Here is a 22,494-nt window from a genome sequence, read left to right on the forward strand (position 1 = left end):
GTAGCGCGTCGCGTCGGTTTTCTCTGGATATGTGTCTATTTCGCCTGCGTGCCTTGAATCAAGGCGCAACACCCCCAATCTTGCAGGCAACTCTCAATGCATACGGCCGTTTGGACCCTGTTTCAAGCACGTGAAGCTGTGTGCCGATAACCTTGCAACATTCAGCGCGGTCGACGTTCTCATCTGATAACGCGGTACGGAACTGTGCTGGATAATCCGGAATGGGTGACCGTTAGATGGACTTCAAAGACTATTACAAGATTCTTGGCGTAGAGCCGACGGCGGACGAGAAAACGATCAAGACCGCCTATCGCAAGCTCGCGCGCAAGTATCACCCCGACGTCAGCAAAGAGCCTGGCGCGGAAGACAAATTCAAAGAAGCGTCCGAGGCCTATGAAGCGCTGAGCGATCCTGAAAAGCGTGCCGAGTACGACGACATCCGTAAATACGGCCAGCAGGGCCGTTTCCAGCCGCCTCCGGGTTGGCAGGGGCGTGGTGGCGCGGGCGCGGGGTCTGGTTTCGGCGGTGGCGGCAGCTTTGAGGACGGGGATTTTTCCGACTTCTTCAGTTCGATTTTCGGCAATCGTGGTGGTCAGCAGGGCGGGCGTGCGCGTAGCACGGGTCGTCGAGGGCAGGATGTGGAAATGGAATTGGCGATCTTCCTCGAGGAAACCCTCTCTACCGAATCGAAGAAAATCAGCTTCAAGGTGCCCCAGCACAGCGCCAACGGTCAGCGCATGGCCGACATCACCAAGACCCTGAACGTGAAGATCCCAGCAGGTGTTACCGATGGCGAGCGGATTCGTCTCAAGGGGCAGGGCGCGCCGGGCATTGCAGGCGGCGAAAGCGGTGATCTGTTTCTGACCATTCGTCTGGCGCCGCACCCCAAGTTCGACGTCGAAGGTCATGACCTGATCATCACTGTGCCGCTGGCGCCCTGGGAGGCCGCGCTGGGTGCCAAGGTCGCGGTGCCGACACTGACCGGCAAGATCAACCTGACCATTCGTCCGGACAGTCAAAGTGGGCAGCGACTGCGGGTCAAGGGAAATGGTCTGTTGAACAAGCAGGGGCAGCGCGGCGATCTGTTCGCGCAGTTGAAGATTGTCATGCCCAAGTCCACCGATGAGGCCACCAGAGCGCTTTGGGAGAAACTGGCCGAAAAGGCCGCTTTCGATCCGAGGGCTCAATGGAGTAACTGATCATGAGCAACACCCTGGTCATAGACATGCAGGAATTCTGTCAGGTGGTCGACATGCCGGCCGCCTATGTCATCGAGATCGTCGAGCACGGGATCGTCGAACCCCAGGGGCTCAAGCCGGATGAGTGGTTGTTCGACACCTATTCGCTGTCGGTCGCCAAACGCGCGGTCAAGTTGCACCACGATCTGGCCATGGAATGGGACGGCGTGGCCCTGGCGCTGAATCTACTGGATGAGCTTGAGCACGTGCGCGCGGAAAATCGCATGCTCAAGCAGCGCCTGGGGCGGTTTCTAGAGGACTGACCGACAGGCACCATCGCGATCCCTTGTAGAAGCCGGTTTGCTGGCGAACGCGGTGGATCAGACATTGATGTCGCCTGACACGTCCGGTTCGCTGTCGCAACACGGCTTGCCGGCGGGCGTCCGAAAAATCGCTACCGCCGGCAAGCCGTCCTGCTGCAAAAGGCGCTTGGGGGCACCTCAAGCCTTCTTCGGCAACACCACCGTAAACGTGGTTCCGTCGCCAAAATTTGATGTCACGGTAATGCTACCGCCGTGAGCGTTGACCACTTCCTTGACGATGAATAACCCCAACCCCAGGCTGGTCGATGGATTGTGGGTGCCCGCTTCCTCGTTGAGCGAGCGCACCAGCGGGTCGAAAATGCTGCCGATGGCTTCCTGAGCGATTGGCTCGCCATCGTTATGCACCGAAAGACTGACATGGGTATCGCCGCCGATCAGCGTGACGCTGATCTTGTGCGTCGCCGCGCCATGTTGCAGGGCATTGCCGATGAGGTTTTGCAGCATTTGATCGATGCGCCCCCGGTCCCATTCGCCTTGGGTATCGCCACTGGTGCTGAACGCCGGGTCGCAGTCCGGTTGCCCGGCGCTGGCCGCGTCGATCGCATCGCGGCAGGCGGCGGTCATTTCCATGGGCTTGCGCTCGACAGGCAAACTGGCGCCAAGACGGCTGCGCACGAACTCCAGCAGGTCACCGACCATCGTCGACATATGCCGAGTGCTGCTTTTGATCCGTTTCACATAGGCCATGTCGGCTTCGCTGATGGCGGTCTTGCGCATCAGGATTTCGGAGGACATGCCAATGGCCTGCAGCGGCGCGCGAAGGTCGTGGCCCAGAATGGCGAGGAAGATATCCCGCGAGCGGTTCACGCGTTCAGCATAGGCCGCGGTGGACTCGGCCAGAGCTTCATCGATGGCCTCGTTGAAGCGAATCATGTCGGTGAAGTAGCCGATCTCCGGGGAGGTCAGGCTATCGACCCAGAACCGGATCACCGTCGCTCGCAGATGACGAAACTCGGAGGTCATCTGTACCAGATCGAAACCGACGTTGTGGCGCAGCTCACCATGACTGGCTGCGGCCCGATCCAGTGTTGGCGTCTTGCCCAGCTCCTCTCCCTGCGCCTTGGCAATCTGCTCGGCCTTGGTCTGCGCCGTATTCATGTCCCGCGCGGCGGCCAGGAGGATGGCCTTGGCGTGGTCGCGCAACTCCACTCTATTGAGCGAGTCCGCGGCAGGCGTCAGCGTGGCAGCGAAGCTTTCCCATTCATCGACGATGCGGTCCACGTTCTGAACGATGAATCCGGAAAGACGCATGGGTACAACCTTGCTGGCATAGCGCTGAGTGAAAGTGCCGCCATCTTAACGCCAGTTCGTTGCAGGAAGAACAACGGAATTCTCCAAGCCGCAGCGGTGACCCGGCTCCCATGGAATTTTGGACGCAGTGCCGATTCTCGATCGCGACCACGATCTGCTGTAGGAGCCGGCTTGCTGGCGAATGCGGCGGGTCAGCGACGTTGATGTCAACTGATAATCCCGGTTCGCCAGCAAGCCTGCTCCTACAGTGAATAGGGCGGGCTCGAAAATCGGCACCGCCCCTGCATGTGTAGGAGGCAGCGCATCGCGTCAAAACAGAAAATACCGCTGCGCCATCGGCAAGACATCTGCCGGCTCACACCACAACAGCACGCCGTCAGCCTTGACCTGATAGGTGTGCGGATCGACATCGATGTTGGGCAGGTAATCGTTGTGGATGAGGTCGGCCTTGGTCACGCTGCGGCAGCCCTTGACCACGCCGATCTGTTTCTTCAACCCCAGTTGTGCCGGTACGCCCGCGTCGAGCGCCGCCTGGCTGATGAAGGTCAGGCTGCTGGCGTGCAACGAGCTGCCAAAGCTTGCGAACATCGGGCGGTAGTGCACCGGCTGCGGGGTCGGGATCGAGGCGTTGGCATCGCCCATCAGGCTGGCCGCGATGGAGCCGCCCTTGAGGATCAGCGTCGGTTTGACCCCGAAGAACGCCGGACGCCAGAGCACCAGATCCGCCCATTTACCCACTTCGATCGAGCCCACTTCGTGGCTGATGCCGTGGGTGATCGCCGGGTTGATGGTGTATTTGGCGATATAGCGTTTGGCGCGGAAGTTATCGTTACCTTCGCCGTCACCCGGCAGCGGGCCGCGTTGACGCTTCATTTTGTCGGCGGTCTGCCAGGTGCGCATGATGACTTCACCGACGCGGCCCATGGCCTGGCTGTCGGAGCTGAGCATGGAAAACGCGCCCAGGTCGTGCAGGATATCTTCGGCGGCGATGGTTTCACGACGGATGCGGCTCTCGGCGAAGGCTACGTCTTCGGCGATGCTCGGGTCCAGGTGATGGCAGACCATCAGCATGTCCAGATGCTCGTCGATCGTGTTGCGGGTGAATGGTCGGGTCGGGTTGGTCGAACTTGGCAGCACATTGGGGAAACCGCACGCCTTGATGATGTCGGGCGCGTGACCCCCGCCGGCACCTTCGGTGTGATAGGTGTGGATGGTGCGGTTCTTGAAAGCGCCCAGGGTGGTTTCGACGAAGCCGGATTCGTTCAAGGTGTCGGTGTGAATCGCCACTTGCACGTCGTACTGATCGGCGACGCTCAGGCAGTTGTCGATGGCTGCTGGCGTGGTGCCCCAGTCTTCGTGCAGCTTGAGCCCGATGGCGCCGGCCTTGACCTGCTCGATCAGCGGCTCGGGCACGCTGACGTTGCCTTTGCCGGTGAAACCGATGTTCATCGGAAACGCTTCGGCGGCCTGCAACATGCGCATCATGTGCCATTTGCCGGGTGTGACGGTGGTGGCGTTGGTGCCGGTCGCAGGGCCTGTGCCGCCGCCGATCATGGTGGTGACGCCGCTCATCAATGCTTCTTCGATCTGCTGTGGGCAGATGAAGTGGATGTGCGTGTCGACGCCGCCTGCGGTGAGGATCATGCCTTCACCGGCGATGATTTCGGTGGCGGCGCCAATGGCGATGGTCACGTCCGGCTGGATATCCGGGTTGCCCGCTTTGCCGATGGCGGCGATGCGTCCGTCCTTGAGGCCGACGTCGGCTTTGACGATGCCCCAGTGATCGATGATCAGCGCGTTGGTGATCAGCGTGTCGACCACCTCGGCGGCCGGCAACTGGCCTTGGCCCATGCCGTCACGAATGACCTTGCCGCCGCCGAATTTCACTTCCTCGCCGTAGGTGGTGAAGTCCTTCTCGACTTCGACCCACAACTCGGTATCCGCCAGACGCACACGGTCGCCGACGGTGGGGCCGAACATGTCGGCGTAGGCTTGTCTCGAGATCTTCATCGAAATTCCTTATGCGTTCTGATCGTTCCCACGCGCTGCGTGGTAACGCCTCACTGGACGCTCTGCGTCCGATTTGTGACGCCGAGTGTCATGGGCTGCATTCCCACGCAGAGCGTGGGAACGATCAACGATCAATCCAGGTCGCCCATCACCCGCCCGGCAAACCCGAACACCCGCCGCAAACCTGCCAGGTCCACCAACTCGACCTCCCGCGCCTGTCCCGGCTCGAAGCGCACAGCGGTGCCTGCCGGAATGTTCAGACGCATGCCGCGGCTGGCGGCGCGGTCGAAGGCGAGGGCGTCGTTGGTTTCGAAAAAATGAAAATGCGAGCCGACCTGAATCGGCCGGTCACCACTGTTGGCGACGCTGAGGGTAATCGTCCGGCGCCCGGCATTGAGCTCGATGTCGCCGGACTGGATCTGGTATTCACCAGGAATCATGCGTTCTTCCTCGACAGTAACTTGTAGTAAATGGCGGTAGCGTGATATTCGCCGTCCGGATTGCAGGCGTAGTCCGGAAGCTTGCCGCACAGCTCGTAACCCAACGCGCGATAGAAGGCTTCGGCCGGTGAGCCGGCCAGGGTGTCTAGGTACAGTAGGCCGCGTTCGCGCTGAACGGCGGCCTGTTCGACCGCCTGCATCAGTTGCGAAGCCAGACCGCGACGCCGGGCGTTATCCAGTACCAGCAGCTTTTGCACTTCGGCGCGGTTCAGGCCATTGGCTTTCTGACACAGCGCCAGTTGCACGGTGGCCAGCACCTGTTCGTCCTGCACCACGACCCACAGCAATACGTTGCCCTGCTCGACCTCGGTCCGAACGCCCTCCCACCAACCATAGGCCTCGTCTGCCGCCAGATCGGCCATGAACCCCACCGACGCGCCTCCATGCACGGCATCGAGCAACAACGCCACCAGACCGTGTCGGTAATGCGCAAAGCTTTCGCTGGTCACACGTCGCAACTGAGCAGCATTCATGGGTCGGCTTCCTTTCGAAGAGAGCAATTAGAATACGTGGCTGGCTATCGGGTTATTTGGCGGGCGCTTGCGATGGCGGCGCCGAAGCTCCTGGCGAAAGATCCAGCTGCATGAAGGTCAGGTCCAGCCAGCGACCGAACTTGGTGCCGACTTGCGGCATCTGTCCGGTGGTGGTGAAGCCCTGACGTTCGTGCAGATGAATCGAAGCTGCATTTCCGCTTTCGATGGCCGCGACCATCATGTGTTTGTCGCAAGCTTTGGCGCGCTCGATCAGCGCCTTCATCAACAGCGGACCGAGCCCGTTGCCGCGCTGGTCGGCGCGTACGTAGACCGAGTGCTCGACGGTATGGCGAAAGCCTTCGAACGGGCGCCAGTCGCCGAACGACGAGTAGCCCAGCACCTGATTGGCTCCGTCGACGGCCAGCAGGATCGGATAGCCTTGAGTCTGGCGCGCGGCGAACCAGGCTTCGCGGTTGGCCAGGTCCACCGGTTGTTCGTTCCAGATCGCCGTGGTGTTGAGCACCGCGTCGTTGTAGATGTCCAGCACGGCAGGCATGTCAGTCAGCAGCGCGTCACGAATCGTATAAGTCATGTTCGTTTTCACTTCTTAAAAAGGCGTTTCAGGCGATCGGTTGGTGCACGGTGACCAGTTTGGTGCCGTCCGGGAAGGTGGCCTCGACCTGGATTTCCGGGATCATTTCCGGGATGCCTTCCATCACTTGTTCGCGGGTCAGCAGGGTGGTGCCGTAATGCATCAGCTCCGCGACCGTCTGCCCATCGCGCGCGCCTTCGAGCAGGGCCGCGGAGATGAAGGCCATGGCTTCCGGGTAATTGAGTTTCAAACCCCGCGCCAGTCGCCGCTCGGCGACCAGGCCAGCGGTGAAGATCAGCATCTTGTCTTTTTCGCGTGGAGTCAGGTCCATGTGTTTTTCCGTTCAAATCGGTTGGGCGTTTGCCCGTTAAATCGTTGTTGTCTGGACAATTTTCGCGAATGAATCGCTTCCACAGTTGGAACGCATACCCCGTGGGAGCGAATTCATTCGCGATGACGTCAGTCCGGCCAACCCAAAATCAGGTACTCCAAATCCTTGGGGCCACCGCTTCTCGGCCCAACAGGGCAGGCCGCAGCAGCTTCCACAATTCAATCAACCAGGCCCGTGCATGCAGGGCTTCTTCAGCCAGACAACGGCCCACGACCAGCCCCGGCAACTGGCTCAAATCCCCGCGCACCGGCGAATGTTCAGCCAGTTCGCGACAACGCTCCATCAATTCGGCGTCTATTTCTCCGGTCACGATCAGCGTCGCGAAAACCGGTTTGCCGTCCAGTCCGACCGGTGAATCAAGCAGGCCGTCGTCTCCCTGAATGCGCTGGCGCTCATGCCACAGCAGTTTGCCGTCACGGCGAATATCCAGATGTGCCTGAAAATGCCCTTGATCGAAACGCTCGCCACTGGCCGGACGTCCGAGCGCCACCACGTCCCAGTACAGCAGACGGGCATCGCCTTCAAGATCAATGCGCGTGGTTAGCTCGGCCTTGGCCTCGCTGAAAACGATGGTCTCCTGCGGCAGCCATTCCAACGTAGCGCCCGCGGCAATCTTTAACTCAAGCTGCTGATACGCAGAGCCCGCCGCGCGATACCACTTGGCGGCGCCGGGGCTGGTCAACTGCGCCCAGGCATCGGGGCCGACACTGGCCCTGATGTCCAGTCGGTCACCCCCGGCAATTCCGCCCGGCGGGTGAACGATGATGTGCTGGCAGACTTGCGGACCTTCAGGGTACAGGTGTTTCTGCACCCGCAGCGGGCCCTTGTGGCGGCGCTGAATCGGGCGAGTGGTGTCGGCGAAACGCCCATAGCCCAGCTCCAGCTCGGCATGCCAGCTGGGCGTGAACAGGATGGTGTGGGCAGGAAGATTCATGGTTTCTTTATCGTTTTTCGAAGGCGTCTACCTTAGCCGATCGTTGCATCAAATAGTGACCAGACCGCGTACGCCTTCGGTCTCCATGTTCTCGCCGCGACCTTGCTGAATGATCTCACCGCGAGACATCACGATGTATTGATCGGCCAGTTCGGCGGCGAAGTCATAGAACTGCTCGACCAACAGAATCGCCATGTCCCCGCGGGCCGCGAGCTTTTTGATCACCGCACCGATTTCCTTGATCACCGAGGGCTGAATGCCTTCGGTGGGTTCGTCTAGAATCAGCAGGCGAGGGCGACTGGCCAAGGCACGGCCGATAGCCAACTGTTGCTGTTGACCACCTGACAGATCACCACCACGGCGTTGCTTCATCTGCAACAGCACCGGAAACAGCTCGTAGATAAAGGCGGGCACTTCCTTGGCTTCGGAGCCGGGGAAACGGGACAGACCCATCAGCAGATTTTCCTCGACTGTCAGGCGTCCAAAAATCTCCCGCCCCTGCGGCACGTAAGCGATGCCGGAATGCACGCGCTGGTGGGGTTTGAAACCGGTGATCGGTTTGCCCTCCCACTGAACCACGCCTTCCTTTGCAGGCAGCAGGCCCATCAGAACCTTGAGCAACGTGGTCTTGCCCACGCCGTTACGACCCAACAGGCAGGTGACTTCGCCGATTTTCACGTCGAAAGACAGACCCCGCAGAATGTGGCTGCCGCCGTAGTATTGATGAAGCTTTTCAACCTGAAGCATGGTTCGTTCTCGTCTGTAGTGGCTGCCCGCGATCCACTGTGGGAGCGGATTCATCCGCGATGCTGTATTTCAGGCGTTGAAGATGTGCCGGATGTACCCACGCATCGCGAATGATTCGCTCACTGAGATCATCCGAAATCTGCGTCAGCGTCCCAGATAAACTTCGATCACCCGCTCATCGGCCTGCACGTCTTCCAGCGAGCCCTCCGCCAGAACACTACCTTGGTGCAGCACGGTGACGTGGTCGGCGATGGTGCCGACGAAGCCCATGTCGTGCTCGACCACCATCAGCGAGTGCTTGCCCGCGAGCGTCTTGAACAGTTCGGCGGTGAATTCGGTTTCGGCGTCGGTCATGCCCGCCACCGGCTCGTCGAGGAGCAGCAGTTGCGGGTCCTGGACCAGCAACATGCCGATTTCCAGAAACTGCTTCTGACCGTGGGACAGCAAGCCCGCAGGACGCGACATCGATGAAGTCAGGCGAATGGTTTCCAACACCTCTTCAATGCGCTCGCGCTGGTCGCCATTGAGCCTGGCCCGCAGGCTGGCCCATACCGATTTGTCGGTTTTCTGGGCAAGTTCCAGGTTCTCTAACACGCTCAGCGCCTCGAATACCGTCGGCTTCTGAAACTTGCGACCGATGCCGGCCTGAGCGATCTGCACTTCGCTCATCTTGGTCAGGTCCAGGGTCTCGCCGAACCAGGCCGTTCCGTGGCTGGGGCGGGTCTTGCCGGTGATTACGTCCATCAGCGTGGTCTTGCCCGCGCCGTTGGGGCCGATGATGCAGCGCAGCTCGCCTACGCCGATGTATAGGTTCAGGTCGTTCAGCGCCTTGAAGCCATCAAAGCTGACGCTGATGTTTTCCAGCGTCAGGATGGTGCCGTGCAAGGTGTTGAGCCCCTTGCCAGCAACCTGCCCCAGACCGATGGTGTCGCGGCTGGTGCCTGCGTCGCTGTTAGGGTCCAGCACCGGATCGAAGGCGGGAGTCGGAGTGCTTTTCATTGTTCGCCCCCTTTCTTGATCAGGCCAATCACACCTTTGGGCAGGTACAACGTCACCACAATGAACAGCGCGCCGAGGAAGAACAGCCAGTATTCCGGGAAGGCCACGGTGAACCAGCTCTTCATGCCGTTGACCAGACCCGCGCCGAGCAACGGGCCGATCAGCGTGCCGCGACCGCCCAAGGCGACCCAGACAGCGGCTTCGATGGAGTTGGTCGGCGACATCTCACTCGGGTTGATGATCCCGACTTGCGGCACGTACAGCGCGCCAGCCAAGCCGCACAGCACCGCGCTCAAGACCCAGACGAAGAGCTTGAAGCCGCGCGGGTCGTAGCCGCAGAACATCAGGCGGTTTTCCGCATCGCGCACCGCGGTCAATACCCGTCCGAACTTGCTGCGCGCCAGACGCCAGCCCACGAACAGGCTGCCGACGAGCAAGGCTACCGTCAGCAAAAACAACACCGCGCGGGTGCCCTGGGAAGTGATGCTGAAACCCAGAATGCTGCGGAAGTTGGTGAAGCCGTTGTTCCCCCCGAAGCCGGTTTCGTTGCGGAAAAACAGCAACATCCCGGCGAATGTCAGGGCCTGGGTCATGATCGAGAAGTACACGCCCTTGATCCGCGAGCGGAAGGCGAAGAAGCCGAACACCAACGCCAACAAGCCCGGCGCCAGCACCACAAGGCACATGGCCCAGAGGAAATGCTCGGTGCCGACCCAGTACCACGGCAGCTCGGTCCACGACAGAAACGTCATGAACGCCGGCAGGCTGTCGCCCGAAGCTTCACGCATCAGGTACATACCCATCGCATAACCGCCCAGGGCAAAGAACAAGCCGTGCCCCAGCGACAGCAACCCTGCGTAGCCCCAGACCAGATCCAGCGCCAGGGCGACGATGGCGTAACAGAGAATTTTGCCCACCAGCGTCAGGGTGTAGGCCGACACCTGCAGGCCGTTGCTTTCGGGCAATAGCGACAACAGCGGCAAGGCGATCAGCAGGGCGAGGATGACAACCCCCACCGAGATCGTGACTTTGGTGCCTGCGCGCTGCGCGGCGGTAATCATCAGTGGCTGGTTCATCAGTCGATCACCCGTCCTTTGAGCGCGAACAGCCCTTGCGGACGTTTCTGGATAAACAGAATGATCAGCGCCAGGATCAGAATCTTGCCCAGCACCGCGCCGATTTGTGGTTCGAGAATCTTGTTGGCGATGCCCAGCCCGAAAGCCGCCGTCACGCTACCGGCAAGCTGACCGACACCGCCAAGCACCACCACCAGGAACGAGTCGATGATGTAGCTCTGGCCCAGATCGGGGCCGACGTTGCCGATCTGACTCAACGCCACGCCACCCAGCCCGGCAATGCCCGAGCCGAGCCCGAAAGCCATCATGTCGATGCGCCCGGTGGGCACGCCGCAGCAGGCGGCCATGTTGCGGTTCTGGGTAACGGCGCGCACGTTCAGGCCCAGACGTGTCTTGTTCAGCAGCAGCCAGGTCAGTACCACCACGAACAGCGCGAAGGCAATGATGATGATGCGGTTGTACGGCAGGACCAGATTGGGCAGCACCTGAATCCCGCCGGACAGCCATTCGGGGTTGGCCACTTCGACGTTCTGCGCACCGAATACCACGCGAATCAGCTGGATCAGCATCAGGCTGATGCCCCAGGTCGCGAGCAAGGTTTCCAGAGGGCGACCGTACAAGTGACGAATTACGGTGCGCTCCAGAGCCATGCCGATACAGGCCGTGACGAAGAACGACACCGGCAGCGCCACCAGCGGGTAGAACTCGATCGCGCCGGGAGCGTAACGCTGGAACATGATCTGCACGACGTAGGTCGCATAGGCGCCCAGCATCAGCATCTCGCCGTGGGCCATGTTGATCACGCCCAGAAGACCGAAGGTGATCGCCAGGCCCAGAGCTGCCAGCAACAGGATCGAGCCCAGTGAAATGCCGCCGAACACTTGGCCGATCACCTCACCGATCATCAGCTTGCGCTTGACCTGGGCCAGGCTGGTTTCGGCGGCCAGGCGCACGCTCGGATCGGTCTCGACGTTGGGTTCGAGCAGGTTTTCCAGACGTGTCCGGGCCAGCGGGTCGCCGGTCTCACCGAGCAAGCGAACAGCGGCCAGGCGCACGTTGGGACTGCTGTCCACCAGTTGCAGATTGGCCAGCGCAAGGTTCAGCGCTGAATGCACGGCGTCGTCTTGCTCGCTCGCAACTTGCTGCATGAGCAGTGGCAGCTGATCAGGCCGGGCGCTCTTTTGCAGAGTCAGCGCGGCTGTCAGACGCAGTTTGGCGTCGGCAGCGAGCAATTGGTGACTGGCGAGGGCAGTTTCCACCAGCCCGCGCAGACGGTTGTTCAGGCTGATCGCCTCAGGTTCGTCCGGGTTGGGCGCGTCGGCCATTGCCGGGGCGTTCGGGTCGACGGCGGTGAAGCTGTCGCCGTTCTGGATGAAGGCGCGATTGCTGCTGTCGGCGGCTACGCGGCCTTCCTGCAGGGCAACCAGCAACTCAACGCGCGCCGGGTCGGGCTTGGCAGCCCAGGCTTCCAGCAATTGAGCGCGTTCGGAAGATTCGGCCGCGACAAAGTCGCCGGCATCGCTGGCATGAGCTGCGAGGGGTAGCAGCAGGCCCAGGGCGAGAATGAGGCGGTAGAGAGATGTGGGCATATCGTTGGCCTTGGTGTCGGCGTACAGCAGAGAAACCGTGTTGAGGCTATCGCGAATGAATTCACTCCCACAGAGGGTGCGCGATCTACTGTGGGAGCGAATTCATTCGCGAAAATGTTCAGGCGACGCTGCGGATCGCTCTGCTACAAACCCAAGGGCGACCCGCAACACTGCTTAGTTACTCTTCACCGCATAGTCAGGCTTCTTGTCGTTGCCCGGAATGAACGGACTCCACGGCTGCGCGCGAAGCGGCTCTTTGGTTTTCCACACTACGTTGAACTGACCGTCCGATTTGATCTCGCCGATCATCACCGGCTTGTGCAGGTGGTGGTTCGTTTTGTCCATTTCCAGAGTGAAGCCCGACGGCGCGGCGAAGGTCTGGCCGGCCATGGCGTCGCGGACTTTATCCACGTCGGTGGACTTGGCCTTCTCGACCGCTTGCGCCCACATATGGATGCCGACGTAAGTGGCTTCCATCGGGTCGTTGGTCACCGCCTTGTCGGCGTTCGGTAGGTTGTGCGCCTTGGCGTAGGCTTTCCAGTCAGCGACGAACTTGGTGTTGACCGGATTCTTCACCGACTCGAAGTAGTTCCACGCGGCCAGGTTGCCCACCAGCGGTTTGGTGTCGACGCCACGCAGCTCTTCTTCGCCTACCGAGAACGCAACCACCGGAACGTCGGTAGCCTTCAGACCCTGGTTACCCAGTTCTTTGTAGAACGGTACGTTGGAGTCGCCGTTGACGGTTGAGATCACAGCGGTCTTGCCGCCTGCGGAAAACTTCTTGATGTTGGCCACGATGGTCTGGTAATCGCTGTGGCCGAACGGGGTATAGACCTCTTCGATGTCGCTGTCCTTCACGCCTTTGGAGTGCAGGAACGAGCGCAGAATCTTGTTGGTGGTGCGGGGGTAAACGTAGTCGGTGCCCAGCAGGAAGAAGCGCTTGGCGCCGCCGCCGTCTTCGCTCATCAGATACTCGACCGCAGGAATCGCCTGCTGGTTGGGGGCCGCGCCGGTGTAGAACACGTTCGGCGACATTTCCTCACCTTCGTATTGCACCGGGTAGAACAGCAGGCTGTTCAGCTCTTCGAATACCGGCAGTACCGATTTGCGCGACACCGATGTCCAGCAACCGAAGACCACAGACACTTTGTCCTGGGTGATTAGCTGGCGGGCTTTTTCAGCGAACAGCGGCCAGTTGGAAGCCGGGTCGACGACTACCGCCTCCAGTTTCTTGCCGTTGACGCCGCCTTTGGCGTTGATCTCGTCGATGGTCATCAGCGCCATGTCTTTGAGCGACGTCTCGGAGATGGCCATGGTGCCGGACAAAGAATGAAGAATTCCGACCTTGATGGTATCGGCGGCCTGCGCGGTCCAGGTCAAACCCATAGCTGCGATCGACGCGGACAAGGTGAACGCTTTAAGCAAACTACGACGCTTCATTGGCTAGCTCCATTCTTCGATTTTTTTGGTATGCCTGCAGTTGGCGATGCAGAGGTCAGGTCTGCTTAGGCTTTAGCAAAGGCTGGGCCAAGGCTGAAAACGTCGCAAAATCGAATGAAAGCGTCGCGAGTGAAGGAGGGGGTGCACCAATGTGGGATAGCGCCGGTTCTGTGGTGCGGGCTGTGCGCTTTTCTGGTGCCAAAGCTGTCTGGGGCGACAGATTTCGGTTTGTGTGCAGCTCTGGGGTCTTGGCGTCCTGGCGAAATGTCCGGATTTATCGTGCGCACACAGTCCACTGTAAGAGCCGGCTTACCGGCGAACGCGATCTGGCTGCGACGAATTCAGGATTTGACCCGCCGGGTTCGCCAGCAAGCAGGCTTCTACAGAAGGCGATGATTCGGCGGGAATCGGGATTGATCGAGAATGAGGACAGAGAAAAAAAGAAGACGGGGCCTGAAGCCGGAAATGAGGAGGAATTCATCACTAAACCACCCAAAGGGTTCCAGGCCCCGCACGACGCAATCTAAGCTGTTGCCGCCGATTTGGCAAAGCGCGAAAGGGCTATCCGATCGAGCAACCATACTGCCACCATCGAAATCCCGACGAGCGGGAAGACAGCGCCTAGTGCAATCATCACCACCGTCGCAACTTTCCAGCGTGGCAGGCCGTGTCGCAGCGGCGGAACGCCAAAGCCGTTTTGCGGCCGACGCTTCCACCAGATCACCATCCCGCTCACCGAACTGAGCAGCACCATCAGGCAGATGAACAGGATCACCAACTGATTCAGCCAGCCGAACATCTTGCCTTCGTGCAGCATCACGCCAAGCTCGGTAGCGCGAGAAACCACGCTGTAATCCTGGTATCGCACGTCTGCCAGCACCTTGCCGGTGTACTGATCAATGTGCAGGGTTGCGTCGTTGTGCGGGTCGTCCGCGAACACCGACACCGTGAATACGCCGTCAGCGGTGGTCGGTTGAGTGATGCTGTAGCCGGACTCGATCTTGCGCTCTCTGGCGATATCGACGACCCGTTGCAAGGTGATCATCGGAGCAGCAGGTTCGTTGGACATGCCAGCATGATTCATATGCTCGGCGTGATCCCCCGAAGAAACCGGCATCGGCGTGTTCTCCATGGCCCACGGCACGGTCTGCACACTCGCGGTATTCAGCTCGCCAGCCTGTTTCTCGGACTTGGGCACCTCGTTCCACATTGTTGCCGGAAATGTGTTCCACACATCCGCGTACACCTTCCCCCACATGCCGGTCCAGGTCATGCCGCTCAGGAGCATGAACAACAGCGCCACCGAGCCCCAGAAACCGGTCACCGCGTGCAAATCCCGCCACAGCAGGCGACCCCGCGCGTTGAGGCGTGGCCAGAGCACGCCCGCGGACAAACGCCCGCGCGGCCACCACAGGTACACACCCGAGATCACCAGGACGATGCCCCATCCCGCTGCCAGTTCCACCAGACGGTCGCCCACGGTGCCGATCATCAGCTCACCGTGAAGCTCGCGGGCCATAGCTTGCAGATTGTTCTTGGCATCCTGAGTGCCGAGGATCTTGCCACTGTAGGGGTCGATGAACAGGTTCAGGTCACGACCCTCCTGGTTCACCACGAACTGCGCACTGCTTTCGGCATTTACAGGTGGCAGGTATTTGCTGATTGGCGCGTTCGGGTAGGCGTCGAAGATCCGCTGTTGCTGCGCGTCGGCACTGAGCATGTGGTGAGCGGGTTTGACCGTCAGCAGGTCGCTGTACATGAGCGAGTCGAGCTGTGGCTTGAACAGATAGACGATCCCCGTCAGCGACAGGACGATCATGAAAGGCGCGACGAACAACCCGGCATAAAAATGCCAGCGCCACGCCAGGTTATAAAACGACACGTTTGGTTTGGACATGGTGAAACACTCCCCGTCAGGGATAAGCACGGCGCAGCACGCGGACCACTCATCGGCGGTCAGCGGATACGAATCTTTTCAAGGTTCAGGCGACGGAAGAGAGCGGCGGGGCGCGACTGCGTGCGTTGGGGAAGACGCTGCGTTGGGCATGGCCCTGTTGCGGGACCGCATTGTAGAAGTCGGCAGGTTTCGGCGGAACAGGCGCCGCGACTGCCAAGGTCTGACTCAGCGCCGGGCAACTGAACAGCAGGGTGCAATAGCCGCACTTGGCCCAGAGCACATGATCGACGCCAGCAGCATCGGCTGAGTTTGCGTGGTGTGCGCTGTGGCCATCGGCCGACATGTCCATCGGCGCAGACAGCCCTATGTCCGCCGCCATCGATACGCGCGCCGGGATGCCCGTGTGATGCTCCATCGGCATCGACTGCGAAATCAGTGGGCCAATGAAGATCATCAGCATGGCAAACAGGCTCAGCCATGCACCCGGCATCTTGCGGGGAGCGGTGGCGCGGCGGCTGCGTGTCGCGAACATGCGGCTCAATGGCGTTCAGCTTCGATGATCAACATCTATCAATGGGCGTGCGCCGGAGCGTCGTCAGGTGCCTGTTTCTGCACCATCACCTGAACGGTAACGTCTCCGGCTTTCTCGAAGTGGAGCGTCAGCGGAAAAGTCTGGCCGGTGGTCAGCTTCGAGCGGTCTTTCAAATCCAGCAGCATGACATGGTAAGCCATCGGCGCGAACGTCACTGTGCCGCTGGCTGGCACGTCCACGGTTTCAATCTGCTGCATCTTCATCAAGCCGTCTTTGGTGACATGCTCATGCAATTGAGCGGCGCCGGCGATGGGGCTGTCGACAGTGAGCAGACGGTCGGCATCGGCCCCTTTATTGCTGATCACGAAATACGCCGCAACCGTGGGCGCATTCGGCGGCAACTCCATCGACCAGGCATGGGTGATGGACAGCTGGCCTTTTACATAGTCATGAGCTTCAACAAGGCAGGCGGGCAGCAGCAAGGCCGACAGCAGCAGAATCTTTTTCAACATGGGCAGGAGTCTCCAATTCATTCAGGTACGCGAAGTGCAGCGTGAACGAACGATCAGACTCGAGGTGAGGCGCGGGGGTTGAGATGTGGCCACAGCGCCCGGGGTGGCCCATGGAACACCAATATGCCATCCGGCAGACGGAGGGGCTGTAAGAACACGATAAAACCAAGCTGATTTCCCGCCGGCACCGCCACCATCGACAGCGACCCGGAACAACAAGGGCAATGCTGCATGAGCACATGATCGCTGCGGTCGGGGTTGCGTTGACCCACAGCCGTGATGGACGTCGCCACCAGACGTGTCCCGCTGCCGCTGCACAAACTTCCCCACACCAGCTGCTCACCTTGCGTACGCGGCATCGTCGGCGTCATCGGCATCGCCAACAGGGCGAACAACATCGCAAAGCACGCCACCCAGGCAAAGGCCCGGCGCCGCTTGAGGCTGATGATCTTCTTTTGTTGTTCTTTCATGTCGGCCATTTAGCCTGAATGGCCGGGAGATGTAAAAAGCACAGCCGCGGCGATGTGTCGCGGGTGCGGTTCGGTTCAGGGAAAGTTCAGGTGGACGCGTGCAGTTTCAGACCTAGCGCTTTGATCACTTTCATGATCGTGGCAAATTCCGGGTTGCCGGCACTACCCAGCGCCTTATAGAGACTTTCCCGCCCTAGGCCGGTGTCACGGGCTATTTGAGTCATACCATATGCCCGAGCAATATCATTAAGAGCTTTACGGACCAGAACACCATCCCCTGCGTCTTCATCAAAGCAAGCATCCAGATAGCCCGCCATGTCCTCAGGGGTTTCCAGGTATTCAGCTGCGTCGAAAGGTTTGAATTCTTCTTTCATTGTTATTTCCTCGCCTTGAGGTCGTCAGCCATTTCCTTGGCACGTTTGATATCCCGTTTTTGCGTCGACTTATCGCCACCGACCAGTAGTAGATAAACGACTTCCTTGTGGTGGGTCATATAGATCCGGTAACCGGGGCCACAGTGGATACGCATTTCGTAAATGCTTCCACCGACTGATTCACAATCGCCAAAATTGCCTCGCTCCGCTGCCCTGATTCGCGCAATGATGCGGCGCTGTCCGGTTTTGTCCCTCAAGGATTTCAACCATTGGTTAAATGAGGTAGATCGTTCGAAAAAAATCATACGGGAAATGTATCTTTCCGGATACTTTTCCGCTGTCAGGTGGCCTCGACAGGCGCGGTCGGATCTTTCGTCGCCACGCTAACGACCTTACATTACGATGAAGCGTCCTTATGAAATATCCTGCAATCCCGTCAAAACTTCTCCCACACTCCAAAGCTCCCGATCCACCCCCACCAAAACCGGCCTTTGCAAAACCAACACCGGCACCGCACGCTCCCGCGCCACTTCCAGCTTGGGTTCGGTCGCGGTGCTACCGCTGTTTTTGCTGATCAGCACATCGATGTTGCGGCGCTCGAACAACTCGCGCTCACCCTCAAGGTCGAAAGGGCCCCGGGCGCCGATGACTTCGCAGCGGGCATTGCCGGGATAGACGTCGAGGGCGCGCAGGGTCCAAAACTGGTGCTCGGGGATTTCGTGTAGGTGCGCCAATGGCTCGCGGCCCAAGGTAAACAGGGGGCGCTTGAAGGGGGCGAGAGCGGCGATGAGTTCGGCCCAGTCCGCCACTTCGCGCCAGTCATCATTCGGCCCGGCTTGCCATGCCGGACGACGCAAGGCCCAGCAGGGAACACCCGTCAGTTTGGCGGCGGTGGCTGCGTTCTGGCTGATTTGCGCGGCGTAGGGATGGGTCGCATCGAGAATCAGACCGATTTCCTCGTCGCGTACGAATTGCGCCAAACCCTCAGCGCCCCCATAGCCGCCTACGCGCACTTGGCACTGCAAGTCGTTCGGAACACGCCCCACGCCGGCCAGGCTGTAAATATGCTGTGGCCCCAGTGTTCGGGCGATGATCAGTGCTTCGGTAACGCCCCCCAGCAGCAAGATACGTTTCATTCGAAGGCCCCCGCGTGGCCGACGATCCCGCCTTGCCGGTCGATGGCGAACACTTCGACCTGGACTTGGGTTGGAACCACGCTGCGGGCGAAATCCAGCGCGTGCCGGCAGACCGCATCCCCCAGCGCGACGCCGACAGCAGCCGACATCGCCAACGCCTGCTGGCTGGTATTGGCCGCGCGAATCTTCTGTTGCAGATCGGCATCGGCGCCCACATCTGCGGCCCACTGCGCCAGTTGTTCCAGATTGATGCTGGAATGGCGACTGTGCAGATCCATATGCCCGGCCGCCAGTTTGCTGATCTTGCCGAAGCCGCCGCACAGACTGAGTTTATCCACAGGCACTTTTCGCAAATGCTTGAGCACGGCGCCGACGAAGTCGCCCATCTCGATCAGCGCGATGTCGGGCAGGTCATAGACTCGGCGCATCGTGTCTTCGCTAGCGTTGCCGGTGCAGGCGGCGATGTGTTGATAGCCATTGGTTTTGGCAACGTCGATGCCTTGATGAATCGAGGCGATATAGGCCGCGCAGGAAAACGGCCGGACAATGCCGCTGGTGCCGAGAATAGACAGGCCGCCGAGAATGCCCAGGCGCGGGTTCATGGTCTTGAGAGCCAGTTCGCTGCCATTTTCCACGCAGACCGTGACTTCGAAACCGCCCGTATAACCGAATTCGTGCGCCAGTCGCGTCAGGTGTTCGGTCATCATTCGGCGCGGAACCGGATTGATCGCCGGTTCATCCACGCCCAGCACCAAGCCGGGCCGGGTCACAGTTCCGACGCCGGGACCGGCGATGAAACGCACGCCGATGTCAGCGCTCAGTCGCACCTGCGAATACAACAGCGCGCCGTGGGTCACATCAGGGTCATCGCCGGCGTCCTTGATCGTTCCGGCTTCAGCGCCGTCAGCAGAAAGACGGCAGAATTCCAGACGCATCTGCACTTGCTTGCCCTTGGGCAGCGTGATCTCGATGGCGTCGTACATCTCGCCGCCCAACAACAGACGCGCCGCGGCTAGCGAGGTGGCCGTGGCGCAGCTGCCAGTAGTCAGGCCGCTGCGCAGCGGCGCGGGTTGTTCGGCGGTTTCTTCACGCATCAGGGCTTGATCGCTTCGAGCAACGTAATCGGCAGGGCCTGACGCCAAGTGTCGAACTCGCCCAGCGGTTTGGAGTGCGCAAGGTGAATTCGGGCCAATTCGCCGCCATGTTGTTCGCGCCAGTTGACCAGCATCGCCTCACTTTGCAGCGTGACCGCGTTGGCTACCAGCCGGCCGCCGGAGCGCAGATGCTGCCAGCAACTGTCCAGTACGCCGGTGCGGGTAATGCCGCCGCCAATGAAAATTGCATCAGGTTGGTCAAGCCCTTCAAGGGCATCGGGCGCACGTCCACGAATCAATTGCAAGCCGGGAACACCCAGCGCATCGCGGTTGAATTCGATCAATTGCTGCCGTTCTTCATTGGCCTCGATCGCTACGGCGCGACATGTGGGGTGCGCGCGCATCCACTCAATGCCGATGGAGCCGCATCCCGCGCCGACGTCCCACAACAACTCGCCGGGAACAGGGGCCAAGCGGGCGAGGGTGATCGCGCGCACGTCGCGTTTGGTCAGTTGGCCGTCGTGGCGAAAAGCGTCGTCTGGCAACCCACCCAGCGGCGATAAACGCAAGGTGTCAGGTGCTGCGCGGCAGTCAATCGCCACCAGATTCAACGCGGCAATTTCAGGGTTTGACCAGTCGTTGGCGGTGCCATCAACTCGCCGTTCCGCTGGGCCTCCAAGGTGTTCGAGAACCGTCATGTGGCTCGGGCCAAAACCGCGCCCACGCAACAAGGCCGCGATGGAGGAGGGGCTGCTTCCATCGTTGCTCAGCACCAACAGACGCAAACCGTGATGCAGCTGTGCATTCAATGCCGCCAATGGCCGAGCGACCACCGACAGCGTCAGCACATCCTGCAACGCCCAGCCCAGGCGAGCTGCCGCGAGAGAGTAAGAAGAGGGAGCCGGAATCACGCGCATCTGTTCGAACGGCACCTGCTGCGACAGGCTCACCCCCACGCCAAACAGCATCGGATCGCCGCTGGCAATCACGCAAACCGGTTCGCCGCGCTGCTCAAGGACAGGCTGCAATGAAAACGGACTCGGCCAAAGACGACGTTCGGCCGCAATGCACGGCGGTAGCAAATCGAGTTGACGAGCGCTGCCAAACACCTGTCGTGCCTGCAGCAGCGCGTGCCGGGCGTTCCTGCCCAGACCCTTGTAGCCGTCCTCACCGATTCCCACGACTGTCAGCCACGGCGACATGTATTGCCCTCAGACCCAATGCTTGCGACAGGCCGTATTCATTGGCCTACGAATAAACTCGGCATGATACCGCGCTGAGGGTGCCCCGTCGTGCTGGGGCCAATCAGCCTCATTTTGTAGGGGGGTGGCAGCTTGCTTGTGGGACATTTCTGAAACTCTCGTAGTAATGACACCGCCCAAGGCGCAAATCTATCGTGCGCCGCTCATGAAGCCGATCAGGATGTTGAGCGCATGTCCGGGGCCTACGCGTTTATCAATCGTGAAAAACAGAATCTCTCCTCCTTTCGAGACAGCTTGCCTAATGGCAGCGGTGCCCGGGCCAAGTTTGACCGGCTCAATCCCCACGTCACCGCCTTTTCTATCGTCATGCCGGGTGAGCTGATTGTCGTGGGCGACAGCTCGACCAGCATGTGCACGCCCGAGGATAATCTGCTGGCGTCGTACGCTCGTGACGTACGTCAGTCCCTGATCGCAACCGATGACGCCAGCGCAAGGGTTCTGACACAGAACTATGATCTGCTGCAAAGCATCATGTCCTACGGATCTCTTGGCGTTGGCAGTGTGACCTCGGCCTGGAGCACGCACCTGAATCAGGTCGAAAGTACTTTGAAAGACATCAACGACGCCTACCAGCGTTGGCGTGCCGGCGGGCTGAGCAAGGATCAGTTTGTGGCCCAGTGTCAGAGGTTATTCAACGTCCTCGATGGTCAGCTGCGGGGTATCGGGCACTGGGGAACAGGGCTGAAGAACAACTCAACGATCAAGAAGATGCTGGGCATTTCCAGCAAGAGTTTCATGCGCTCAGGCGAGGTCGCAAACTATGCGAGGAGCGTCAAACGCATCAACAACGTAGCCCGCTATTTGAGCAACGGAACACCGATAGGTGTTGTGTTGGATGTCGGCGCAGGTGTGTTTGAAATCCGAGAAGCGTGCTCGGCCGGGCGAGAGCAACAGTGTACGAAGGCCAAGTTTGTGGAGGTGGGGAAGATGATGGCGGGAATTCCGATGTCGAGCGCGACGGGTGGGGCCGGCGCGAAGGTAGCAGTATCAATGTGCTTCAGGATGGCCGGGCCTACTCGGGGTGCCAGTTTAGCCATTTGTGGTATCGCAGGTGGTGCTGCTGGCGGATGGCTGGGTGGAACCCGTGGTAGCAAATTGGGAGCGTACGGGGGTAACTGGCTTTATCAGTTGACTGGCGATGAGTGACGGCTTTTTAGGGGGAGTGGTCATCGGCTCCTGTGTTATCGGAGTTGTCAGCTTTTGCGCAGATGTGTATGTGAAATACCTCATCCTCCCTGGAATAGAAGTACGGCTAAAGAACTGCCAGATCGTGATTGATGCGAAGCGCAGTTGGGATAACTCTGGGTTTATCGGTCGACGCTATCGACTTGTGGCTGTGAACCTGGCACTTACCTCAACTGAACTTCTGCGACAAAAAGATCTGGTCGATATAGATGAGGTGAACAGCATCTCTGTCAGTCAGCGACGATGGATTTGTATTCCCGAAAGAGCTGGTGTGACGGCCTTCATCGTTGGCATCACCGCTCTGGCGCTGCTCGACAAGCTTTGGTAACCCTCTTATCCATAACCATCACAGTACGAAGGCCAAGTTTGTGGAGGTGGGGAAGATGATGGTGGGAATTCCTGCGGCTGGGCGAGCAGGGGCGTTGGGAGGGCCTGCCGCAGCTCGGCTGTGCCTGAAAATGGCTGGACC

25 protein-coding genes are annotated in these 22,494 nt (G+C 60.0%); 4 read left to right on the forward strand and 21 right to left on the reverse strand.

Annotated elements, in window-relative coordinates; genetic code table 11:
- Nucleotides 1-236 precede the first annotated feature (236 nt).
- Nucleotides 237-1,199 carry a curved DNA-binding protein gene (gene cbpA, locus ACRER8_RS06810; protein ID WP_431745582.1) on the forward strand — a complete coding sequence of 321 codons (963 nt, stop codon included), beginning with the start codon at nucleotides 237-239 and terminating at the stop codon, nucleotides 1,197-1,199.
- A 2-nt stretch (nucleotides 1,200-1,201) separates the two neighbouring features.
- Nucleotides 1,202-1,501, forward strand: a complete 300-nt coding sequence (locus ACRER8_RS06815) for a chaperone modulator CbpM (RefSeq protein ID WP_431745583.1) — start codon at nucleotides 1,202-1,204, stop codon at nucleotides 1,499-1,501.
- A 177-nt stretch (nucleotides 1,502-1,678) separates the two neighbouring features.
- On the opposite strand, the gene ACRER8_RS06820 is transcribed toward ACRER8_RS06815, so the two are convergent.
- The 21 genes from ACRER8_RS06820 to cbiE form a co-directional block, all read right to left on the reverse strand.
- Nucleotides 1,679-2,812 (reverse strand): sensor histidine kinase, encoded by a 1,134-nt coding sequence (locus tag ACRER8_RS06820; RefSeq protein ID WP_431745584.1) that lies wholly within the window; start codon nucleotides 2,810-2,812, stop codon nucleotides 1,679-1,681.
- A 309-nt stretch (nucleotides 2,813-3,121) separates the two neighbouring features.
- A complete protein-coding gene (ureC, locus tag ACRER8_RS06825) occupies nucleotides 3,122-4,822 on the reverse strand; it encodes an urease subunit alpha (protein WP_431745585.1) in 1,701 nt (566 codons plus the stop codon).
- Nucleotides 4,823-4,953: 131 nt separating this feature from the next.
- The gene (locus ACRER8_RS06830; RefSeq protein ID WP_431745586.1) at nucleotides 4,954-5,262 is read right to left on the reverse strand and encodes an urease subunit beta; all 309 of its coding nucleotides are present in this window, start codon (nucleotides 5,260-5,262) and stop codon (nucleotides 4,954-4,956) included.
- Nucleotides 5,259-5,795, reverse strand: a complete 537-nt coding sequence (locus ACRER8_RS06835; protein ID WP_431745587.1) for an N-acetyltransferase family protein — start codon at nucleotides 5,793-5,795, stop codon at nucleotides 5,259-5,261. The genes ACRER8_RS06830 and ACRER8_RS06835 overlap by 4 nt, the downstream gene beginning before the upstream one ends.
- Nucleotides 5,796-5,847: 52 nt before the next feature.
- Nucleotides 5,848-6,387: an N-acetyltransferase family protein gene (locus tag ACRER8_RS06840; protein ID WP_431745588.1), complete on the reverse strand. Its 540-nt coding sequence runs from the start codon at nucleotides 6,385-6,387 to the stop codon at nucleotides 5,848-5,850.
- Between the two features lie 28 nt (nucleotides 6,388-6,415).
- Nucleotides 6,416-6,718, reverse strand: coding sequence for an urease subunit gamma (locus ACRER8_RS06845; protein WP_081563993.1), 303 nt, complete (start codon nucleotides 6,716-6,718; stop codon nucleotides 6,416-6,418).
- Between the two features lie 148 nt (nucleotides 6,719-6,866).
- The gene (locus ACRER8_RS06850; RefSeq protein ID WP_431745589.1) at nucleotides 6,867-7,712 is read right to left on the reverse strand and encodes an urease accessory protein UreD; all 846 of its coding nucleotides are present in this window, start codon (nucleotides 7,710-7,712) and stop codon (nucleotides 6,867-6,869) included.
- 48 nt (nucleotides 7,713-7,760) lie between these two features.
- Nucleotides 7,761-8,459, reverse strand: a complete 699-nt coding sequence (urtE, locus tag ACRER8_RS06855) for an urea ABC transporter ATP-binding subunit UrtE (RefSeq protein ID WP_431745590.1) — start codon at nucleotides 8,457-8,459, stop codon at nucleotides 7,761-7,763.
- A gap of 144 nt (nucleotides 8,460-8,603) precedes the next feature.
- Nucleotides 8,604-9,458, reverse strand: a complete 855-nt coding sequence (urtD, locus tag ACRER8_RS06860; RefSeq protein ID WP_431745591.1) for an urea ABC transporter ATP-binding protein UrtD — start codon at nucleotides 9,456-9,458, stop codon at nucleotides 8,604-8,606.
- On the reverse strand, nucleotides 9,455-10,534 hold the full coding sequence (urtC, locus tag ACRER8_RS06865; protein WP_431745592.1) for an urea ABC transporter permease subunit UrtC: 1,080 nt from the start codon (nucleotides 10,532-10,534) through the stop codon (nucleotides 9,455-9,457). Before urtC ends, urtD begins: the two co-directional genes overlap by 4 nt.
- Nucleotides 10,534-12,123, reverse strand: a complete 1,590-nt coding sequence (gene urtB, locus ACRER8_RS06870) for an urea ABC transporter permease subunit UrtB (RefSeq protein ID WP_431745593.1) — start codon at nucleotides 12,121-12,123, stop codon at nucleotides 10,534-10,536. Before urtB ends, urtC begins: the two co-directional genes overlap by 1 nt.
- Nucleotides 12,124-12,297: 174 nt before the next feature.
- Nucleotides 12,298-13,563 (reverse strand): urea ABC transporter substrate-binding protein, encoded by a 1,266-nt coding sequence (urtA, locus tag ACRER8_RS06875; RefSeq protein ID WP_431745594.1) that lies wholly within the window; start codon nucleotides 13,561-13,563, stop codon nucleotides 12,298-12,300.
- Between the two features lie 523 nt (nucleotides 13,564-14,086).
- On the reverse strand, nucleotides 14,087-15,460 hold the full coding sequence (locus ACRER8_RS06880; RefSeq protein ID WP_431745595.1) for a PepSY-associated TM helix domain-containing protein: 1,374 nt from the start codon (nucleotides 15,458-15,460) through the stop codon (nucleotides 14,087-14,089).
- An 85-nt stretch (nucleotides 15,461-15,545) separates the two neighbouring features.
- Complete coding sequence (locus ACRER8_RS06885; protein ID WP_431745596.1) at nucleotides 15,546-15,992, reverse strand: DUF2946 domain-containing protein; 447 nt, start codon at nucleotides 15,990-15,992, stop codon at nucleotides 15,546-15,548.
- 38 nt (nucleotides 15,993-16,030) lie between these two features.
- Nucleotides 16,031-16,504 carry a copper chaperone PCu(A)C gene (locus ACRER8_RS06890; RefSeq protein ID WP_431745597.1) on the reverse strand — a complete coding sequence of 158 codons (474 nt, stop codon included), beginning with the start codon at nucleotides 16,502-16,504 and terminating at the stop codon, nucleotides 16,031-16,033.
- Between the two features lie 53 nt (nucleotides 16,505-16,557).
- A complete protein-coding gene (locus ACRER8_RS06895) occupies nucleotides 16,558-16,974 on the reverse strand; it encodes a DUF2946 domain-containing protein (protein WP_431745598.1) in 417 nt (138 codons plus the stop codon).
- Nucleotides 16,975-17,060: 86 nt separating this feature from the next.
- Entirely contained in the window at nucleotides 17,061-17,348 is a 288-nt protein-coding gene (locus tag ACRER8_RS06900; RefSeq protein ID WP_431745599.1) for an addiction module antidote protein, read from the reverse strand.
- 2 nt (nucleotides 17,349-17,350) lie between these two features.
- Entirely contained in the window at nucleotides 17,351-17,653 is a 303-nt protein-coding gene (locus ACRER8_RS06905; protein WP_431745600.1) for a type II toxin-antitoxin system RelE/ParE family toxin, read from the reverse strand.
- Between the two features lie 108 nt (nucleotides 17,654-17,761).
- Nucleotides 17,762-18,484: a cobalt-precorrin-6A reductase gene (locus ACRER8_RS06910; protein WP_431745601.1), complete on the reverse strand. Its 723-nt coding sequence runs from the start codon at nucleotides 18,482-18,484 to the stop codon at nucleotides 17,762-17,764.
- Nucleotides 18,481-19,578: a cobalt-precorrin-5B (C(1))-methyltransferase gene (locus tag ACRER8_RS06915; RefSeq protein WP_431745602.1), complete on the reverse strand. Its 1,098-nt coding sequence runs from the start codon at nucleotides 19,576-19,578 to the stop codon at nucleotides 18,481-18,483. The genes ACRER8_RS06910 and ACRER8_RS06915 overlap by 4 nt, the downstream gene beginning before the upstream one ends.
- Nucleotides 19,578-20,780 (reverse strand): precorrin-6y C5,15-methyltransferase (decarboxylating) subunit CbiE, encoded by a 1,203-nt coding sequence (gene cbiE / locus ACRER8_RS06920; RefSeq protein WP_431745603.1) that lies wholly within the window; start codon nucleotides 20,778-20,780, stop codon nucleotides 19,578-19,580. The genes ACRER8_RS06915 and cbiE overlap by 1 nt, the downstream gene beginning before the upstream one ends.
- 231 nt (nucleotides 20,781-21,011) lie before the next feature.
- Here cbiE and ACRER8_RS06925 point away from each other — a divergent pair, with 231 nt between their 5' ends.
- Together ACRER8_RS06925 and ACRER8_RS06930 are read left to right on the forward strand one after the other, a co-directional pair.
- Nucleotides 21,012-21,986: a hypothetical protein gene (locus ACRER8_RS06925; protein ID WP_431745604.1), complete on the forward strand. Its 975-nt coding sequence runs from the start codon at nucleotides 21,012-21,014 to the stop codon at nucleotides 21,984-21,986.
- Complete coding sequence (locus ACRER8_RS06930; protein ID WP_431745605.1) at nucleotides 21,979-22,353, forward strand: hypothetical protein; 375 nt, start codon at nucleotides 21,979-21,981, stop codon at nucleotides 22,351-22,353. Before ACRER8_RS06925 ends, ACRER8_RS06930 begins: the two co-directional genes overlap by 8 nt.
- Nucleotides 22,354-22,494: the final 141 nt, after the last annotated feature.

The sequence above is a fragment of the Pseudomonas sp. genome, assembly GCF_050739935.1.
Lineage (GTDB): Bacteria > Pseudomonadota > Gammaproteobacteria > Pseudomonadales > Pseudomonadaceae > Aquipseudomonas.